The sequence below is a fragment of the Salinivibrio sp. IB574 genome (assembly GCF_001996205.1).
Classification (GTDB): Bacteria; Pseudomonadota; Gammaproteobacteria; order Enterobacterales; family Vibrionaceae; genus Salinivibrio; species Salinivibrio proteolyticus.
In genome coordinates this window covers 1-17,290 of sequence record NZ_MUFN01000001.1, presented here as the reverse complement: position 1 = coordinate 17,290, position 17,290 = coordinate 1, and the positions used below count along the sequence as shown (strand labels likewise).

General features: G+C 48.6%; 16 protein-coding genes. 11 read left to right on the top strand and 5 right to left on the bottom strand.

Translation table 11 applies throughout. The features are described from left to right. Positions 1 to 127 precede the first annotated feature (127 nt). From BZJ17_RS00075 to BZJ17_RS00060, 4 genes are all read left to right on the top strand, one after another. Positions 128 to 1,747 (top strand): methyl-accepting chemotaxis protein, encoded by a 1,620-nt coding sequence (locus tag BZJ17_RS00075; protein ID WP_077639380.1) that lies wholly within the window; start codon positions 128 to 130, stop codon positions 1,745 to 1,747. A gap of 101 nt (positions 1,748 to 1,848) precedes the next feature. Further along, the gene (gene asnS / locus BZJ17_RS00070) at positions 1,849 to 3,249 is read left to right on the top strand and encodes an asparagine--tRNA ligase (protein WP_077639379.1); all 1,401 of its coding nucleotides are present in this window, start codon (positions 1,849 to 1,851) and stop codon (positions 3,247 to 3,249) included. 157 nt (positions 3,250 to 3,406) lie between these two features. Beyond that, the gene (locus tag BZJ17_RS00065; protein ID WP_077639378.1) at positions 3,407 to 4,600 is read left to right on the top strand and encodes an amino acid aminotransferase; all 1,194 of its coding nucleotides are present in this window, start codon (positions 3,407 to 3,409) and stop codon (positions 4,598 to 4,600) included. A 164-nt stretch (positions 4,601 to 4,764) separates the two neighbouring features. Beyond that, positions 4,765 to 6,318, top strand: coding sequence for a methyl-accepting chemotaxis protein (locus tag BZJ17_RS00060; protein WP_077639377.1), 1,554 nt, complete (start codon positions 4,765 to 4,767; stop codon positions 6,316 to 6,318). A gap of 121 nt (positions 6,319 to 6,439) precedes the next feature. On the opposite strand, the gene folE is transcribed toward BZJ17_RS00060, so the two are convergent. After that, a complete protein-coding gene (gene folE / locus BZJ17_RS00055) occupies positions 6,440 to 7,096 on the bottom strand; it encodes a GTP cyclohydrolase I FolE (RefSeq protein WP_077639376.1) in 657 nt (218 codons plus the stop codon). Between the two features lie 360 nt (positions 7,097 to 7,456). Between folE and BZJ17_RS00050 the strand changes: the two genes are divergently transcribed. The 5 genes from BZJ17_RS00050 to BZJ17_RS00035 all read left to right on the top strand — a co-directional run bounded on the left by BZJ17_RS00050 (position 7,457) and on the right by BZJ17_RS00035 (position 11,440). Continuing rightward, positions 7,457 to 8,278: a phosphate ABC transporter substrate-binding protein gene (locus BZJ17_RS00050; RefSeq protein ID WP_077479731.1), complete on the top strand. Its 822-nt coding sequence runs from the start codon at positions 7,457 to 7,459 to the stop codon at positions 8,276 to 8,278. A gap of 77 nt (positions 8,279 to 8,355) precedes the next feature. After that, positions 8,356 to 9,267 carry a phosphate ABC transporter permease subunit PstC gene (gene pstC / locus BZJ17_RS00045; protein WP_077639375.1) on the top strand — a complete coding sequence of 304 codons (912 nt, stop codon included), beginning with the start codon at positions 8,356 to 8,358 and terminating at the stop codon, positions 9,265 to 9,267. Positions 9,268 to 9,270: 3 nt separating this feature from the next. After that, positions 9,271 to 10,116 (top strand): phosphate ABC transporter permease PstA, encoded by an 846-nt coding sequence (pstA, locus tag BZJ17_RS17015; protein WP_077675417.1) that lies wholly within the window; start codon positions 9,271 to 9,273, stop codon positions 10,114 to 10,116. A gap of 18 nt (positions 10,117 to 10,134) precedes the next feature. Further along, on the top strand, positions 10,135 to 10,890 hold the full coding sequence (pstB, locus tag BZJ17_RS17010) for a phosphate ABC transporter ATP-binding protein PstB (protein ID WP_108743753.1): 756 nt from the start codon (positions 10,135 to 10,137) through the stop codon (positions 10,888 to 10,890). Positions 10,891 to 10,996: 106 nt separating this feature from the next. Next, on the top strand, positions 10,997 to 11,440 hold the full coding sequence (locus tag BZJ17_RS00035) for an META domain-containing protein (RefSeq protein ID WP_347230972.1): 444 nt from the start codon (positions 10,997 to 10,999) through the stop codon (positions 11,438 to 11,440). 31 nt (positions 11,441 to 11,471) lie between these two features. Here BZJ17_RS00035 and BZJ17_RS00030 read toward each other — a convergent pair whose 3' ends face one another. The 3 genes from BZJ17_RS00030 to BZJ17_RS00020 form a co-directional block, all read right to left on the bottom strand. Next, entirely contained in the window at positions 11,472 to 13,028 is a 1,557-nt protein-coding gene (locus tag BZJ17_RS00030) for a diguanylate cyclase (protein ID WP_198534048.1), read from the bottom strand. A 266-nt stretch (positions 13,029 to 13,294) separates the two neighbouring features. Continuing rightward, positions 13,295 to 13,489, bottom strand: a complete 195-nt coding sequence (locus BZJ17_RS00025) for a DUF4250 domain-containing protein (RefSeq protein WP_069587103.1) — start codon at positions 13,487 to 13,489, stop codon at positions 13,295 to 13,297. 85 nt (positions 13,490 to 13,574) lie between these two features. Next, positions 13,575 to 14,246, bottom strand: a complete 672-nt coding sequence (locus BZJ17_RS00020) for a hypothetical protein (RefSeq protein ID WP_077639372.1) — start codon at positions 14,244 to 14,246, stop codon at positions 13,575 to 13,577. A gap of 236 nt (positions 14,247 to 14,482) precedes the next feature. On the opposite strand from BZJ17_RS00020, the gene BZJ17_RS00015 reads away from it, so the two are divergent. After that, positions 14,483 to 15,691, top strand: coding sequence for a GGDEF domain-containing protein (locus tag BZJ17_RS00015; protein ID WP_241836727.1), 1,209 nt, complete (start codon positions 14,483 to 14,485; stop codon positions 15,689 to 15,691). Between the two features lie 5 nt (positions 15,692 to 15,696). On the opposite strand, the gene BZJ17_RS00010 is transcribed toward BZJ17_RS00015, so the two are convergent. Further along, positions 15,697 to 16,917 (bottom strand): MFS transporter, encoded by a 1,221-nt coding sequence (locus BZJ17_RS00010; RefSeq protein ID WP_077639371.1) that lies wholly within the window; start codon positions 16,915 to 16,917, stop codon positions 15,697 to 15,699. Positions 16,918 to 17,016: 99 nt separating this feature from the next. On the opposite strand from BZJ17_RS00010, the gene BZJ17_RS00005 reads away from it, so the two are divergent. Beyond that, the coding region (locus BZJ17_RS00005) for a LysR family transcriptional regulator (RefSeq protein WP_131826783.1) at positions 17,017 to 17,290 on the top strand (274 nt) is incomplete at its 3' end.

Sequence of the window (17,290 nt, the reverse complement as noted above, 5' to 3'; positions counted from 1 at the left end):
CGACAATTTACGTCGATGAAATCACACATTTTATACGGGATTAGCAGCATCCCTTATCACACGGTTTAACATAGTGGCTACAGACTTCAATTGATAAACTTATAAGTTAATAACAAACGGTTGACTCATGCGCATGACTCTAGCGAGCAAACTTCTTCTCTCCCTCTTCCTCGTCTTCGCTCTGGTGCTTGTGACTTCGTTGGCCTATCAATCGCATCAGCAAAAAGCGCTGATGACGTCGATAGTCAGCGAGCAGACGCTCGACAAAGCATCCAACTATTTCGATAGCCTGAATATGTTGATGCTGACCGGTACGATTAGCCAACGAAATACACTGCGCGATAAAATGCTTTCCCACAAAGGAATAGAAGAAGCGCGTGTTATCCGCTCAGAGGCAATCACCCGCTTTTTCGGTCCAGGCAACCCTGAACAAGCACCAAAAGATAATATTGACCAACGTGCACTTGATGGCGAGACCATTGTTGAAACCTTTGACTCTGAATCAGGCAAGGGGCTGGTCGTGGCACTGCCGATGAAAGCCAGTAGAGATTACCGCGGTACTAATTGCCTGCAATGCCATGTTGCCGAAGAGGGAACCGTGTTGGGCGTTATTCGACTCGAATATGACTTACAGCCGCTCTATGGCACCATTGATAAAGAAATGCTGATCACTGCCGGGATCATGGGCAGTATCGCGGTATTGGGTTTTCTGATCTCACTGACTGTGATCCGTCGTTGGGTGGTGTCACCCCTCAAGCATGTATCGGCCTTTATGAAGCGAACCAGTCGCGACAAAAACTTGGCTGAGCGCTTGAATGACACACGCAATGACGAAATTGGCGAGCTATGTAATAGCTGTGACCAATTACTCGATAATTTCTCTGCGAGCTTACAACAGGTGCAACGTACCTCAGAGACACTGTCGTCTGAAGCGTTAAACCTCATTCGCGTCTCTGGGCATACCGACCAACTTGCCGATAGCCAACGTCATGAAACCAATGAAATGTCTGTGGCCATCAATGATGTTCAGCAACATCAACATGACATTCAAAGCCGTACGAGCGAGGCTGCACAATTGAGCGAGTCTGCTGCCGGTAGCGCCAATCAAGGCAGTGAACTGGCCAACGTCGCCGCCAATGATATCCGTAAACTGATGGATGATATTGGTCAAGTACGCAGCCAGATTTTGGATGTGAACCAACAAAGCCAACAAGTGACAACTATTTTGGGCGTGATCCGCGAAATCGCTGAACAGACCAACTTACTCGCACTGAATGCGGCGATAGAAGCCGCACGCGCCGGTGAGCAAGGTCGTGGCTTCGCCGTAGTCGCCGAAGAAGTACGTAACTTGGCCAGCCGAAGCCATGATGCAACCGGTGAAATCCAAACCATTATTGAAAATTTGTGTTCAGGCAGTGAAGCCTCCGCTCAAGCGGTCGAAGCCACCACAGAAAGCGCGAATCAACGTGCCGAGACGGTGATGCAGCTCTCTGACGCCTTGGCCGATATTGCTGAGCAAGTCACCACCGTGAACAATAATACCGATGACATTAGCCAACAAAGCCAACATCAAGCACAAATGACTGACGCCTTACTCGAGCAAGTCGGCCGGATTCAAAATCACGCTAACGATACCGCCAATAATGCGAATGAAGTAAAAGCAATCAGTGCAAATCTCGAACAACTGGTTGAACAGTTGGAAGGATTAATTGGACAATTTCAACTTTCAGACCGCCTCAAGCCTTGAAGCTACACAAGATACAGGTAAACTTGCTAGTCTAACTTGCAAATCCACTTTCTCGGTGGCATTGACCACCGAGTTGCCCTAAACGGAGATAGAAGCGAATTATGACATACGCGCCTGTAGTAGACGTCCTGCGCGGCAAGGCGGCAGTCGACACTGAAGTGACTGTTCGCGGTTGGGTTCGGTCTCGCCGAGATTCCAAAGCCGGTATTTCTTTCCTCGCCATTTATGATGGCTCTTGTTTCGACCCTATTCAGGCCGTGGTCCCCAATGAGCTGGAGAATTATCAGCAAGACGTTCTGCGTTTAACAGCAGGCTGTTCTGTTGAAGTCACCGGTAATGTGGTGGAATCACCAGGGAAAGGTCAAGCGTATGAGCTACAAGCCACTGCCGTGAAGGTAGTCGGTTGGGTTGACGATCCAGACACTTATCCGATGGCCAAAACGCGTCACTCAATTGAGTACTTGCGCGAAGTGGCTCATTTACGCCCTCGCTCTAACGTGATTGGTGCGGTTGCTCGTGTGCGTCATACCCTTTCTCAAGCTATTCATCGTTTCTTCCACGAGCAAGGCTACTACTGGATGTCTGCCCCGCTGATCACTGCATCAGACTGTGAAGGCGCCGGTGAAATGTTCCGCGTATCGACACTGGATATGGCCAATGTGCCAAAAACAGAGCAAGGCGATGTCGACTTCGACCAAGACTTTTTCGGCAAAGAAGCTTTCTTGACCGTATCCGGTCAATTAAACGCTGAAACCTATGCTTGTGCGCTGAGTAAAGTTTATACCTTTGGCCCAACCTTCCGTGCTGAAAACTCTAACACCAGCCGTCACTTGGCCGAGTTTTGGATGGTAGAGCCTGAAGTGGCCTTTGCCGATCTTGATGATGCTGCAGCGCTAGCAGAAGCCATGCTGAAATACGTCTTCAAGGCCGTGTTGGAAGAGCGCCGTGACGACATGCAGTTCTTCGAGCAACGCATCAACAAAGAGGTGATCACGCGCCTTGAGAAATTTGTTGAAGCTGATTTTGCCCAAGTTGACTACACTGACGCGATCACTATCTTGGAAAACTGCGGTAAGACGTTCGAGTTCCCTGTCGAATGGGGTATTGATCTCGCCTCCGAACATGAGCGCTATCTAGCAGAAGAACACTTCAACGCACCTGTTGTGGTGAAGAACTATCCAAAAGATATTAAAGCCTTCTACATGCGTATGAACGATGATGGCAAAACCGTTGCTGCAATGGACGTATTAGCGCCTGGCATTGGTGAGATTATCGGTGGTTCACAGCGTGAAGAGCGTCTTGACGTGCTGGATCAGCGCCTTGAAGAAATGGGCCTCGAGAAAGAAGATTTCTGGTGGTATCGCGACTTGCGCCGTTACGGCACCGTGCCTCACTCCGGCTACGGCCTCGGATTTGAGCGTTTGGTATCTTACGTTACCGGTATGAGCAACATCCGCGACGTGATCCCATTCCCTCGTTCGCCACGTAACGCGAGCTTCTAAGTAAAAGACCATTCAAAGGCTGCGAGTACGCAGCCTTTTTCTTGCCTATTGGTACGCTTGGTATCTCTGGGCATGGCTGGTGGTTTCTATCCAAGAAAACAAGTGGTATAACGATCCCAGCCTGAGTTTCATTCATCATTAACCATGGACGACACCAATGTTTGAGAAAATTTCTGCCGCTCCCGCCGATCCCATTTTAGGACTGACTGAAGAATTTAAAGCGGATCCTCGTGAAACGAAGATCAACTTAGGGGTCGGCGTATACAAAAACGAGCACGGTGAAACACCTGTGCTTAAAACCGTTAAAAAAGCCGAAGCATTACTGCTCGAAAAAGAGAGCACCAAATCCTATCTAAGCATCCCAGGCACTGCGGAATACGGCCTTGCCGTTCAGCAGCTTCTATTCGGTGAACAGGCTGCAGTTATCAAAGATAAACGCGCTCAAACTGCACATGCGCCGGGTGGCACCGGGGCGTTACGCCTTGCTGGGGAATTTATTAAGCGCCACCTCGGTGATGTCACAGTGTGGATCAGTAACCCAACGTGGGCCAACCACAAGGGCGTGTTTACTGCCGCAGGCCTACCTCTAGCTGAATACACCTACTACGATGCCGCGAAGAATGACAAAGATTTTTCTGGCATGGTCGCGGATCTTGAAAAAGCAAACAGTGGTGATGTGGTCTTGCTACATGGCTGTTGTCACAACCCAACTGGTATCGATCCGACCGATGCGGAATGGAAAATCTTGGCTGAGCTATGTCAGCGCAAAGGCTTACTGCCGATGTTCGACTTTGCCTATCAAGGCTTTGCGCAAGGTGTTGAAGAAGACGCATCTGGTCTACGTATTTTTACGCAAACCTGCCCAGAACTGTTGATCGCCAGCTCTTTCTCGAAAAACTTTGGCTTGTATAACGAGCGTGTGGGTGCCTTTACTCTGGTTGCACAAGATCAGCAACAAGCCACAACCGCCTTTAGCCAAGTGAAAGCTATCGCGCGCGTGATCTACTCTAACCCACCAGCCCACGGCGCAGGTATTGTGACAGAGATCCTCAATAACCCCACGCTAAAAGCAGAGTGGCATCAAGAGCTTGCTGATATGCGCGATCGCATTAAAACTATGCGCACCGAGTTTGTAGCAACCCTAAAAGAAAAAGGCGTTAATCGCGACTTTAGCTTTATCGAGCAACAAAACGGGATGTTTTCTTTCTCTGGTTTGAACAAAACTCAAGTAGATGCACTGAAAGCAGAACACGGTGTCTATATCGTCGGCTCAGGCCGCCTCAATGTGGCGGGTATGACGCACACGAATATGGGGCCACTTTGCACTGCCATCGCAAAGGTTTTAGACTAAGCGCCACTGTCATCGAAATGTCATAAAGGGCCGACAGGCCCTTTTTTTTGTCGATGCGCCAATTGAAGCAACATTATATTAACAAAAATATCATTAATAAGCCCATAGCCGCTAGACTAAAACTAATAAGGCTCTTATGAACTGTGACCAGAAAGATAAATACTATGAGTGGTAATGAAGTTATATTTGGTGACGATGAACGCCTCGTCTCGACCACCGATAAACGCGGCGTTATCACCTACTGTAATCCGGAATTTATTCGTATTGCTGGCTACAGCGGTGACGAACTTTTGGGGGCGCCCCATAATATCATTCGTCATGCTGATATGCCCAARGCTGCTTTTGCGGACATGTGGCGGAACCTCAAAGCCAATCAACCGTGGCGAGGCATCGTTAAAAACCGCTGTAAAAACGGCGATTATTACTGGGTTGATGCCTACGTGACTCCCATCTATGAACAAGGTCAGGTAACAGGCTATCAGTCCGTGCGGGTCAAGCCAGATCCCGCAGTGAAACACCGTGCTGCACAGATCTACAACAAGCTATGTGCCGCAGAAAAAGGAGGCAAATCACTGGGAGGGCTCTCAATTGAAAGCATTCCCGGCGCCGCTAAATTGGCACTGCTTGTCGCCGGCCTCGCTGTTGCGCCACTCTCCCTTGCGTTTGATCCCAGTATCAATGGGTGGGATATCGCCAGCGCTGTCGCTATGCCTGCTATCTTGGGCATCCTTTTCCGTGATGAGCTGTTGACTCTGCCAGCCTTGGTTCGTGGTTATCAAGCCGACTATGACAGTATTAGCCGTTACGTATACGCGGGAACGGGTTTAAGCTCCGTCGCAGACTACAAACTTAAAATGCTGCAAGCACGGATTCGGACCATCCTCGGCCGTATGTTGGATGCCTCCTTGTCTCTCAATCACTTTTCTGATGACTTGAGTGCCCTTTCGCAGCGTGTTTCTCAGGCGATCAATACCCAAAGCCATCAAATTTCCTCGGTGGCCAACAATATTGATCATGCGTCTGATTCTGCGAACAAGGTATCTGAGAATGCACAGCAAAGTGTTGAACTGCTGCAATCGGTACAACAACAAAGCCAAGAGACACAAGCACTGCTTCACCAAACCGGCGAGCAGCTTCAGGCCCTGGCACAACAGTCTGAAAGCTCGTTATCTGCCACACAGCAGCTTTCTGTGACGGCAGAGCGGGTCACCGATGCGATGAGTGAAATCAGTGGTATTGCTGAACAAACCAATTTGTTGGCTTTAAATGCCGCGATTGAGGCTGCGCGTGCTGGTGAACAAGGTCGCGGCTTCGCGGTTGTCGCTGAGGAAGTCCGCGCCCTCTCTAGCCGCACGCAAGGCGCTACGGAACAAATTCAGCAGTCAATCCAAGAGATGCACGATACCATTAAACAATGGCAAGCGCAGATCGATGTCAGTCACAAGCAAACCCAACAATGTGTCGATACCACAGATCATAGTATCGCAAGCTTAAACGCGGTGACGACAGCAATTGACGATGTGGTATCGCGTACACGTGAAACACACCATTCTGCTCAAGCGCAACTGCAAACGTTTAATGATATCAGCCGCGATATTCATGATATTGAGTCTGTATCCCAACAGAATCTCAATGAAGTGAACGATGTCTCGCAAGCAAGTGCAGAGCTGCGCGACAAAGTCCGTCAGTTTCACGATATTGCCAAACAGTTTGAATAGCCACGCCTTGGCCATGCCATAATTGGTCAAGAGTAAGCTCGGTTCTGACTGTCATAAAAAACGCCCCCATCTCGCGATGGGGGCGTTTTTATATCGTTTCGCTTACTAAGCGTCTCGCTTCCTAATTGATACCGTGCAAAAATTCAGCGCGCGTCGCAGCATTCTTTTTAAACTGACCACCTAAAGCTGTGGTGGTTGTCTCACTGTTCGCATCCATCACCCCACGCGATTTCACACAATAGTGTGTTGCTTCGATACGAACGGCGACATTGTCGGTTTCAAGTAAGGTTTGCAATGCCACCAACACCTGACGCGTTAAGCGCTCTTGTACTTGGGGGCGTTGAGCGAAAAAGCGAACAATGCGATTGATCTTGGATAGCCCAATCACTTTCTTATCCGGTAAATAAGCGACCGTTGCACGCCCATCAATGGTCACCAAGTGGTGCTCGCAGGTACTGGTGACTGAAATATCCTTCACACGTACCATTTCGTCGCAACCCATCTTGTTTTCAATCATGGTTACTTTAGGGAACTGCGTGTAATCCAAGCCCGAGAAGATCTCGTCCACATACATCTTTGCGATTCTTGCTGGCGTCTCCGCCAAGCTGTCGTCAGTAAGGTCAAGATCAATTGCCTGAAGAACTTCACGCATGTGAAATTCAATTTTTTCTTTTCGTTCTGCCGCAGACAACGCTGACTTTGCTGTCATCGGTGTCTCAATACCACGAGCAACCAGCGCTTCCTGAACTTTTTTTGCAGCATCGCTCAATGCCATGATGGATTCCTTTTAGGTCTGGCCTAAGTTGTTCTTTTCAGTACACACATTGCCCGCTAACGGATCAGTGCTGTCATCTAATAGAAGAATAACGTTAATCATTTAAAAATACACCTTGTGAATACTATGGCTTTTACTACTTGCCCTATAAATGCGCATCCAAGTGTCAAGCCAAGTGAACACGGGAGGTTTGCATGTCTGATTCATTCCACAAGGTCTGTTTTTTTCTTTTCGATGTGGCGTCAAATCGGTTGGCCGTCATCAAGGCTTCAAGTTAATGAAACATAGTTGTCATGTTTATTTCCTAAAGTGCCTCTCGTTCGAAACAACAAACCGCGACTCATCGCAAATAAGGGATACGATATGAAATCTAAGGTCTTTGGCGCCATCATGATGGCAGGTGCTATGTTCTCTGCCTCAGCAAGTGCACAAGAAACTGTTTCAATCTCTGGCTCAACGTCAGTAACCGAAGTCATGGAAGTGTTGGCTGAAACCTATCATCAGCAACACCAAGACACCTACATCGAAGTACAAGGCACAGGTTCGTCAGCAGGTATCAAAGCCGCTAAAAACGGCACTAGCTATTTTGGCATGGCTTCACGCGAGCTGAAAGCTTCTGAAAAAGAGTCTTCACTAAAAGAAACAGTAATTGCCCGTGATGGCATCGCTGTTGTTGTCAATAACGCCAATGGCGTCAAAAACCTCACTGCAGACCAAATCGCTAAAATCTACCGTGGCGAAATCACCAACTGGTCAAATGTAGGTGGCGAAAACAAACCTATCGTTCTGGTGACACGTGACACGGCCTCAGGCACGCGTGGTGCATTTGAAAGCATCATGGGTCTGAAACGTAAAGTGAACGGCATGAAAGTGTCAGCGATTTCACAAAAGGCACAAGTCGCAAATGGGAACGGTGTTGTGAAGACCATTGTCGCCAACAACCCACTCGCGATTGGTTACATCTCTCTAGGCTCTGTGGATGATTCCCTAAAAGCACTGAGTGTAGACGGTCATGCACCTACCACTGAAGCCGTGGCAGCAGGTGACTACAAAGTTGCACGTCCTTTCTTAGTTCTCCATAAAGAAGGCACTACCTCAGCAGCGGCGGATGACTTCCTCAACTGGGTACTGTCTGCAGATGGCCAGAAGATTGTTGCAAACCAAGGTTATATCGCTGTTAAGTAAATAGAATTTTGGCCCAGCAAATGGCTGGGCCCTCTTTTGTTACATCCTTAGCCATTCATTGGCATGGAGTTGTTATCATGACCATCGCATCCGAACAGGTAAATAATGCCTCGGACTCGAGTCTCACTAAACGCACTCGAGTTGACTGGCGAGAAAAGATTTTTCACGCCTTGTTTTTATTCAGTGCCATTGTAGGCGTGTTATCACTCGCCACCATTGGCTACTTCATTTTCCGCGAGAGTATTCCTGCACTCTCTGCCGCCGGCTTCACCGATATTGTCTTTGGTAGCGAGTGGCTTCCGCCCGCGCTCTACGGCATTGCGCCCATGATTGTGGCGTCATTGGCCTCCACCGCAGGGGCTGTCCTTTTGGGTGTGCCTGTCGCTGTGCTGACCGCTGTCTTTATCGCGGAAGTCGCACCGAAATGGCTCGCCAATATCATCCGCCCGGCGGTTGAGCTCCTCGCAGGCATTCCATCGGTGGTTTATGGCTTCTTTGGTCTGGTCATCATCGTTCCGTTGATCCAAGACATCTTTAATGTTCCAGCGGGCAACACCCTGCTTGCCGGTGTCATCGTGTTGGCCGTCATGATCCTACCAACGGTTATTACGGTGTCTGAAACCTCACTACGCGCCGTACCTCGAGCCTATAAAGAAGGCTCTCTCGCACTTGGCGCATCATCGATGTTTACGATTTTTAAGCTGCTTGTGCCTGCTGCTCGCTCCGGGATCATGACGGGTGTGATTTTAGGGATCGCACGTGCGTTGGGCGAAACCATGGCGATCATTATGGTGATGGGTAATGCCCCAGCGATGCCAGAAGGGATTCTCGATTCCGCGCGTACTCTTACCGCCAATATCGCATTAGAAATGTCTTATGCCACGGGTGTGCATGCCAGTGCCCTGTACGCGACCGGTGTCGTCTTGTTGATTTTCATTATGTTACTCAACGGCGCGCTGCTTTACCTGAACCGCGAGAAAGCGAGATAAGTTATGTTGTCACGTCAATTACAAGATAAATTAGCTTTAGGGTTTATTTGGACAGCAGCAGGTTTAACCGTCGGCTTTCTGTTCTGGATAATCTGGTACATTCTGAGCAACGGCCTGCAGTATGTGGACTGGTCATTCATTTCCAGCGACTACACGCGCATTGGTGAGTCATCCGGGATTTGGCCGATGATTGTCTCCACCATCTATATGGTACTGGCCTCGATTGCCATTGCGGCGCCACTGGGGATCATGACCGCCATTTACCTCACCGAATATGCGAAAGTGGGCAGTAAGCTAGTCAAAGTCATCCGCTTTTGTACCGAGTCACTGGCTGGCATTCCTTCGATTATCTTTGGTCTGTTTGGCCTCACATTCTTTGTGGCGGTATTGGGGCTCGGCTTTTCGATTCTCTCCGGTGCCTTGACGCTCAGTATTTTGATCCTTCCGGTAATTATCCGTACCACTGAGGAAGCTTTAATGGCTGTTCCTCAAACCTATCGCGAGGGGTCGTACGGACTCGGGGCGTCCAAAATCTACACCATTTGGAAGTTAATCCTGCCCAGCGCGATGCCAGGGATTATCACCTCAATCATTCTGAGTGTGGGGCGCGTGATTGGCGAGTCTGCACCTGTTTTCCTCACTGCCGGTATGGTGGCGCGTATCCCTGATACATTGCTTGATTCAGGACGCACGCTTACGGTGCATTTGTACAAGCTCACGCAAGAGCTTTACACCGTCCATGAGTGGCACCAAGCCTACGCCACTGCCACCGTACTGATTGTTGTCGTGCTGGTTATCAACATGCTAACCAAACTCATTGCACGCCGATTCAATAAAGCGACTTATTAACGCATTCTGAGGCCCGACATGAACAAATTTGAAATCAATGATTTAAATCTTTATTACGGTAACGGTGAAAACCACGCGCTTAAAAGCATCAACTTGCCCATTCCTGCTAAGCGTGTCACTTCGCTAATTGGCCCTTCAGGTTGTGGTAAATCAACACTTTTGCGCTGCTTGAATCGCATGAACGATTTAATTGAAGGTGTCCAAATTGACGGTCGACTCACCATGGATGATCAAGACATCTAWGGCAATATCGACGTTGCCGGCCTACGGATTAAAGTGGGCATGGTGTTTCAAAAACCTAACCCCTTCCCGATGAGCATTTACGACAATGTCGCTTATGGCTTACGTGCTCAAGGCATTAAAGATAAAAAGCACCTAGATGCCGTGGTTGAAAAATCACTGCGTGGCGCAGCATTGTGGGATGAAGTGAAAGATCGTCTCAAGGCCCATGCTTTTGGGCTTTCTGGCGGTCAGCAACAGCGCCTATGTATTGCTCGCACGATTGCGATGGAGCCAGAAGTGATTTTGATGGATGAACCCACCTCTGCCCTCGATCCTATCGCGACGAAAAAAATTGAAGACTTAATGGAGTCATTAAAACAAGACTACACCATTGTCATTGTGACGCACTCCATGCAGCAAGCCCGTCGTATTTCCGACCGCACTGCGTTCTTTTTGATGGGAGAGCTGGTGGAGCATGATGAAACTGCCACGCTCTTTGCACAGCCACAAGATGATCGAACACGAGGCTATGTGAACGGTGATTTCGGTTAAATACATCGCTGCCAACAAAGTGTCATAGAGTTGTGATTAACTAACTAGGCACTCGTTTGCATCGGTTCCTAACTCCAAACATAACGATAATAATTCACGCGATGGTATATCTTGGCCCCTCTACCGGGGCCTTTTTTTTGCGCGGAACAAAAATAGACAAGAAATTGACATTGATACATCACTTCATTGCCACAATAAGGCGATCACCGTTGAGAATAGCGCTCAAAAGTGGCAGTTGGCGATGGTCGATGACCAAGCCATTAATGCGGAAGGGGCACCAACCCTTACCGTTAATACTGATATGGTCGCGAGTGGTTATAGCGGTTGCAACCGCTATTTCGGTAATGCCCAGCTCGAAAATAGCCGTTTTCGTATCGACCGGATGGCGAGCACACGTATGGCATGTGCCTCTCAAGCGATGGATATGGAATTCACAGTCAGTGACGTACTCAGCGACTGGAGTCAAATCAACATAACCGACAACCAGCTAACACTTGCTAACCATAAGACGACACTGACGTTTAAAACCGTGCAAAACAACACGCCGTAGATAAACCGAACGGCGCCCTTCGGGTGCCGTTTTATTCTATCTCCATCCAATGCCAGCGTTCTGGTTCGTCAGCTTTCGCGCGAGCTAGCGCTATCTCCCCGTAAGAGCACATTCTCGCCACCGTCATTTGCTCGTGATCGCTGAGCGTTACCCCACCGACATAAACGTCTACTAACATGGCCCCCTCTTCTCGTTCAAACGGTAACTGTAAGCGTTTTACCGTCAGTAAGCACTCTTCAGCCAGTCGCTGGGCGCCCTCTGTGCGCGGTAGTATTGCGACAAATTGGCTGCCACTGTATCGGCATAACAAATCACCAGGGCGCTTCAGCATATTATCTAACGCTTCTGACAGGCGGCGAAGCACTTGATCGCCGGATAAACGGCCATACTTGAGGTTGTAATCCGATAAACGCTCAACTTCCACAATCATCAAACTCAGCGGAGTTTCTTCTCGCAGTGCTCGCTGAATTTCACGCTCTAACTCCGCTTCAAAATGGCTGCGATTGTACAGTCCGGTTAAACCATCACACTTCGTCATCGACTCGAGCTTGGTGTTTGCGTCTCGTAATGCACGGGTTTTCTGATCAACCTGTGCCTGTACGGTTAAGGTTCTCAGTTGTAGTCGATAGAGCAGATAGCTGATGATGATAAAAATGATGGTGCCTGCCGCGAACACCCAATAGGGCATGTAGGACTGGCGTGCTGCTACATACTCAGCGGTTGGATATCCTTCAACTTGCCACTCTCTGCCTGCGAAAAATACCGGGAGTGACTGCTGGGTTAACGTCTTGTTCACCGGTGAACTGAGAGTGGCTATTTCGCTATGCAAAAGCTGAGGGTTTCGCTCATTGGTAATATCATTAAGCGAGAAGTTAATCCCATCATTAATCACCGTATTAATCGCGAGATTAACGAGCTCTCCAATATCAATGACCGCGACTAAAAAGCCGCGAAGGTCACTCGTCTCTTCGCCACTTAACTGTTCTGGGTCACGGAGAATCGGCATAATCAGCAAAAAGCCCTGTACGCTGCCATACGCCCTTTTGACCGTTGTCGCAGGTGTTGCAACAGGCACTCCGGTGTTGAAACTGGTTTTAAGCGCTTGGCGAGTCACAGCAGTCGAACCCATATCATATCCAATCACCGACTGATTACTGCTCGCGCTAGACGTAAAACGGATAGGAAAGTACATATCTCGCCGTTGAGCGGGGATCAATGCCCCTGTCTCATCAAACTCAACAATATCGGTTCCCTGTTGCGAGCCCTCTTGCATCGCATCTTGGACATAGTGCCGTCGTTGATGATGCATCACTATATCCACCCACTCAATTGACTTAAAACTTAGGTGACGCTCCAACACGCCTGATGTCATCGGCTGGAAATTGCGAGCACTAAGGCGATGACCCGCATCAAAATGATTTTTCACCGCGTACAGAAGCTCTAAACCAAGGTTGACTTCCCTGCCCAGTGCCATGGCAGCATTATTGACATCTTTTTGGACTTCTTTGCGAATCGCATTTTGCTCCGACTGGAACAGCAAATGGCCAGTCAGAGCAGAGAAACCTACCCCAACGAGGACTGTTATCACAATAATGCTCCAAGCGCGTCGCGGCATTCCAAACGTCCTTCTGTCTGTGTCGTGTTACCGAGAATTCGGCCGCTTTTATATAAAATTTCGCCACATTAAGCGTAGTGCTTCATAGTGCGGATGATCAATTTTTTAACAAAAACAAAATAGTTGTCACGAATAAGGCCAGCGCGTTCTACGCAGAACACTAATCAAGAAAAACAGAAAAGGCTCACTCCAAGTCTGGGTGAGCCTTCGCTAAAACGGTGTGTGGATAGAACGACAGGTTATTTCAATTTCAGTTGGTTAGTTAGCGGATCGTACTCACAACCAATGTCGTTAAATTTGTCTCGGATTTGCTCATCATCTAGATCGAAATGGGCCATCAATGATTCAAGGCTATCGCACTCTAAACGCAAACGTTCATTAGCAATACTGAAAAATATTGCCCCATCCAAACGATGGATATTGTTGATATCCATAGCGCTCTCTCCTTGTTTCGGCGGATACTGTTGGGTCAACAAAGCTCTCCCTACAGTATAGAAACACTCGAGAGCACTCGCCAAATCACCCCATAACAATGGTGTTCAGGCTGACACTGGCTGCGAACAAAAAGCCAAACCCAATCAATAAACGCCACCACGTTGGTTTGGTTTGTTTGAGCAAATGCCAAATGGATGCAGCAATACCCAACAAGCCTAATCCAGCCCCCGCAAATAAGGCATTAATATTCACTGCATTAAGTGTTGATAGCGATGCCACCACGGCGACGAGTAACACCATTGCCATCAACGCCAGCACGCTCGCCAGAGGCAATAAGTTATCAAACGCTTGTAAGCGTGATTTGGCTCTAACTAAAAGGCCGTGTCCGGCACTGGCTCCCAGAAGTACCACTTGCAGCAAGCCAAATACAGCGACCATCCAGCCCTGACTCGCCGTAATGATTAACCATGCAACAAATGCCGTTAAGTTTGCGACATGAAGCAAAGGAATGGGACCGGAATGACGGGTTTTTCCAGTTTTTGATCGAAACGCAAATAAGCCTAAAAACAGAAAGGGTATAGTGGCTAAAAAGCTAGATGGAACCAATATCACCCATGCGAACACCAGTACCCAATACGCACGATGGAAGCGGCCCCGCTGGCCCGGACAAATTTCACCTTTGAGCAACGCCAAAGATAAGACAAGTTGCGCACCTAAAACGGCAGACACAAGAGAAGGAGCAACTAACGCGTACATAGCAAACAAAAAACCTTATGGCGATCAATAAAAAACCCGCAACAAAGACTACTTTCTACGGTAAACAATTTGCGGGATCACAATGGGCCTAACAACTACTGTAAATGCGTACAACATACTGGAAAGTTTGCACGCTAATACCAACACTTATGACAACAAAAAACGATTTAGCATCACGTTGCGATCATAACAAAAATGGACGTACCACCGGAACCTTTGTACACGCGGGAGCAGACATGAGTGCAATGACTGAAAACATGAGTCATGTTGTCTACAAGCTTCAAATCTCTTTTCTCGAGCTTTGGAGCGCAAAAAAGCATGCCAATAGCTTTAACAATACCCGCAGTACGTATTTACGTAGCCGCTTGTGTGTGCTTTGTTATGTTTGGGCGGCGCTTACCATCGCTTGGTCACCCGCTGATTTTCTATTTTTAGCGGATAAAGCCGTTGCCGCGCAGCTTTCTCTAGAGCGCTTGATGCTTGCCGTCACCTTGATCACCATTGGCTTTTCAGTCAACAAAGTGAACAACCTCAAAGCCGCCAAGCTGGGCTTGATGGCAATGGTCTGTGTCACAAACCTTTTTTACTTCTCAGCCAGCCATACACTAGGTTTTCCATCTGAAAATACCGCATTCTCATACAGCTACACGTTATTGCCCATTATCCAGATAGTGATGCTGACGATTTTCCCGCTCACCATGAAAGAGAGCTTAACGCTGATGAGCGTCACCCTCGCCTGTCACTTGTGGGTGGACTCGTTTAGCGGTGTATTGCTCAATCCGGATAATATTTCGTCCTACTGGCTACAAACAGTGATTGCCATGATGGTGTTATGGTCACAGCTTTCACAGTTGCATATGATTCTCAGGTTGTATCGCCAAGCCACGCTGGATCCGCTGACCGGTATTTATAACCGCCGAATGCTTCTGCAACTAGCGATGCGCGCCTTAGCGATCAGTGAAGACAGGCACTCTCCTTTCTCGGTCCTATTGCTGGATTTGGATAAATTTAAACGTATCAATGATAAATGGGGGCACTACGCAGGCGATGTGGTTTTGCAATCTTTCACACGTGCCGTGCAAGAGCGACTGCGAAAGTCAGATATTTTTGGTCGCTTTGGCGGTGAAGAGTTCATCGTTTTTCTTCCCAAATGCAATGTCGACAGCGCACAACAGATTGCAGACCGATTGCTGAATGAAATTCGTGCGATGGATGTCTTTATTGACGAACGAGATACTCCACTGAAAGTGACAGCATCAATTGGCATTTCCAGCTATCAAACTGGTGATACATTGTCGTCACTGATAGAGCGCGCAGACAGCGCGCTCTATCAAGCGAAGGCAGAAGGTCGCAACTGTACGCGTCAATATCAAGTCGGTAAGCACTGTCCCAACGATGCCAGAGAAACGGCAAGCTATATCAATAGCGCCCTAGAAACCAGCTAGTGCCATTAATGGCTCAACGCCGTTTCTGATGAAGAGGCGGCGGGTTTGCTTTTTCCCGTTGACTTGTAAAGCGCAAATACAAGTCCCAGCACAGCAAAACCCAAGCTGCACGCAGCGACCACCACACCTTCCCAAGCATAGTGTTGCCAAGCGGCAATCAGGTAAAAGCCACCTAAGCTACCACCAGTGTAGTAATGCACCAGATACAAGGCCGTTGCCGTCGCTTTACCCTGATTGGCTTGTCGGCTTACCCAACCATAAGCGAGAGAGTGAGTGAAAAATGCCCCGCCACTAACCACCAGTAATCCAACAATCATCCAAGTGATGTCATGGTGTAAGGTCACTAATACGCCCAACATGGCAACAATGGTGCCAAATGCCATGCCACGAATCGCACCGAACCTAAGTACCCAGCGTCCACTCAATCGTGATGTAACGGTGCCCGCGAGATAACAGATAAAGACCGACGAAACCAAACTCACCGGCAATTGATAAGGCGGCGCCACCAGCCGGAACGCCATTACCGAAAACAAATTGACGAATAACGCAAAGTTAATACCGCCAATTAACATAGCTAGCCACAACCTTGCGGTACGAAGATGAGATAGCACGCCTCGCGAGTGAGTCAATAACGAGGTATTCCCCTGGGTAAAGTATTGCTGACGCGGCAATAATTTCGTCACCAAAGCGACGCCCAACAAACTCAATACGGCCATCCCTAGCACCGCCCCTTGCCAGCCCCACCAATCGGTCATCATTCCCCCCGCAACACGTCCGGATATCCCGCCAAGAGAGTTGGCACTGATATAGCTGCCTACCGCGATCGCAAACGCTTTAGCAGAGAATTCTTCAGCCATATACGCGACCGCAACCGCGGCAAAGCCACCTAATGCTGCGCCCATCAACGCCCGTAACCCAACAATCAACCAAAAGCTGTTGGTTGCTGCCATCAGAAGCCCGATCGCAGGGAGCATCCAGAGGCTGACTAGCATAATCGGACGGCGTCCGAGTCGTTCGGACAATACCGCCCACGGGACGAGTGAGAAGGCAAGACCTAAGGTCGCGGCAGCCAGCAACCAGTTGGCACGGGTTTCACTGATCCCATCGTTGCTCGCAAATACTGGCAACATCGGCTGAAAGAGATATAAGTTGCAAAAAATAAGGAAGGAGCCGAATGCCAGAGCAAAGGCCGTTAATCGGTAACGCGATGAGCCAAGCTCAATCATGACAACCTCATCATCTCATTAAGTTGTGATCATGCTAGCAACGGCAATGTGATTAATAAAATATATTAAATTTATATTATCCATATCTATTATTTATACATGGACATTAAACAGCTGCGTTACTTTATTGCTGTCGCGGAGGCGGGGAGCTTCACCCACGCCGCACAGCAGCTTCACATTGCACAACCTGCGTTGAGTATCGCTATCAAAAAGCTTGAACACCATCTTTCTATGCCTCTTTTCGTACGTAGCGAGAAGCGGATTCAGCTAACGCAAGAAGGCCAAGTGCTGCTTACTCATGCGCATCGTGTGGTGCAACAGATGCGCGATACGTCTACCGCAATGGATGAGCTGAAAGGGTTGCAAAAGGGCG

Bases quoted from the DNA above. Each gene is read 5' to 3' on its own strand.
- BZJ17_RS00025 (WP_069587103.1), bottom strand. From the start codon at position 13,489: ATGGATATCAACAATATCCATCGTTTGGATGGGGCAATATTTTTCAGT.
- BZJ17_RS00075 (WP_077639380.1), top strand. From the start codon at position 128: ATGCGCATGACTCTAGCGAGCAAACTTCTTCTCTCCCTCTTCCTCGTC.
- pstA (WP_077675417.1), top strand. From the start codon at position 9,271: ATGTTGTCACGTCAATTACAAGATAAATTAGCTTTAGGGTTTATTTGG.
- BZJ17_RS00020 (WP_077639372.1), bottom strand. From the start codon at position 14,246: ATGTACGCGTTAGTTGCTCCTTCTCTTGTGTCTGCCGTTTTAGGTGCG.
- BZJ17_RS00015 (WP_241836727.1), top strand. From the start codon at position 14,483: ATGAGTGCAATGACTGAAAACATGAGTCATGTTGTCTACAAGCTTCAA.
- asnS (WP_077639379.1), top strand. From the start codon at position 1,849: ATGACATACGCGCCTGTAGTAGACGTCCTGCGCGGCAAGGCGGCAGTC.
- pstC (WP_077639375.1), top strand. From the start codon at position 8,356: ATGACCATCGCATCCGAACAGGTAAATAATGCCTCGGACTCGAGTCTC.
- BZJ17_RS00010 (WP_077639371.1), bottom strand. From the start codon at position 16,917: ATGATTGAGCTTGGCTCATCGCGTTACCGATTAACGGCCTTTGCTCTG.
- BZJ17_RS00065 (WP_077639378.1), top strand. From the start codon at position 3,407: ATGTTTGAGAAAATTTCTGCCGCTCCCGCCGATCCCATTTTAGGACTG.
- BZJ17_RS00050 (WP_077479731.1), top strand. From the start codon at position 7,457: ATGAAATCTAAGGTCTTTGGCGCCATCATGATGGCAGGTGCTATGTTC.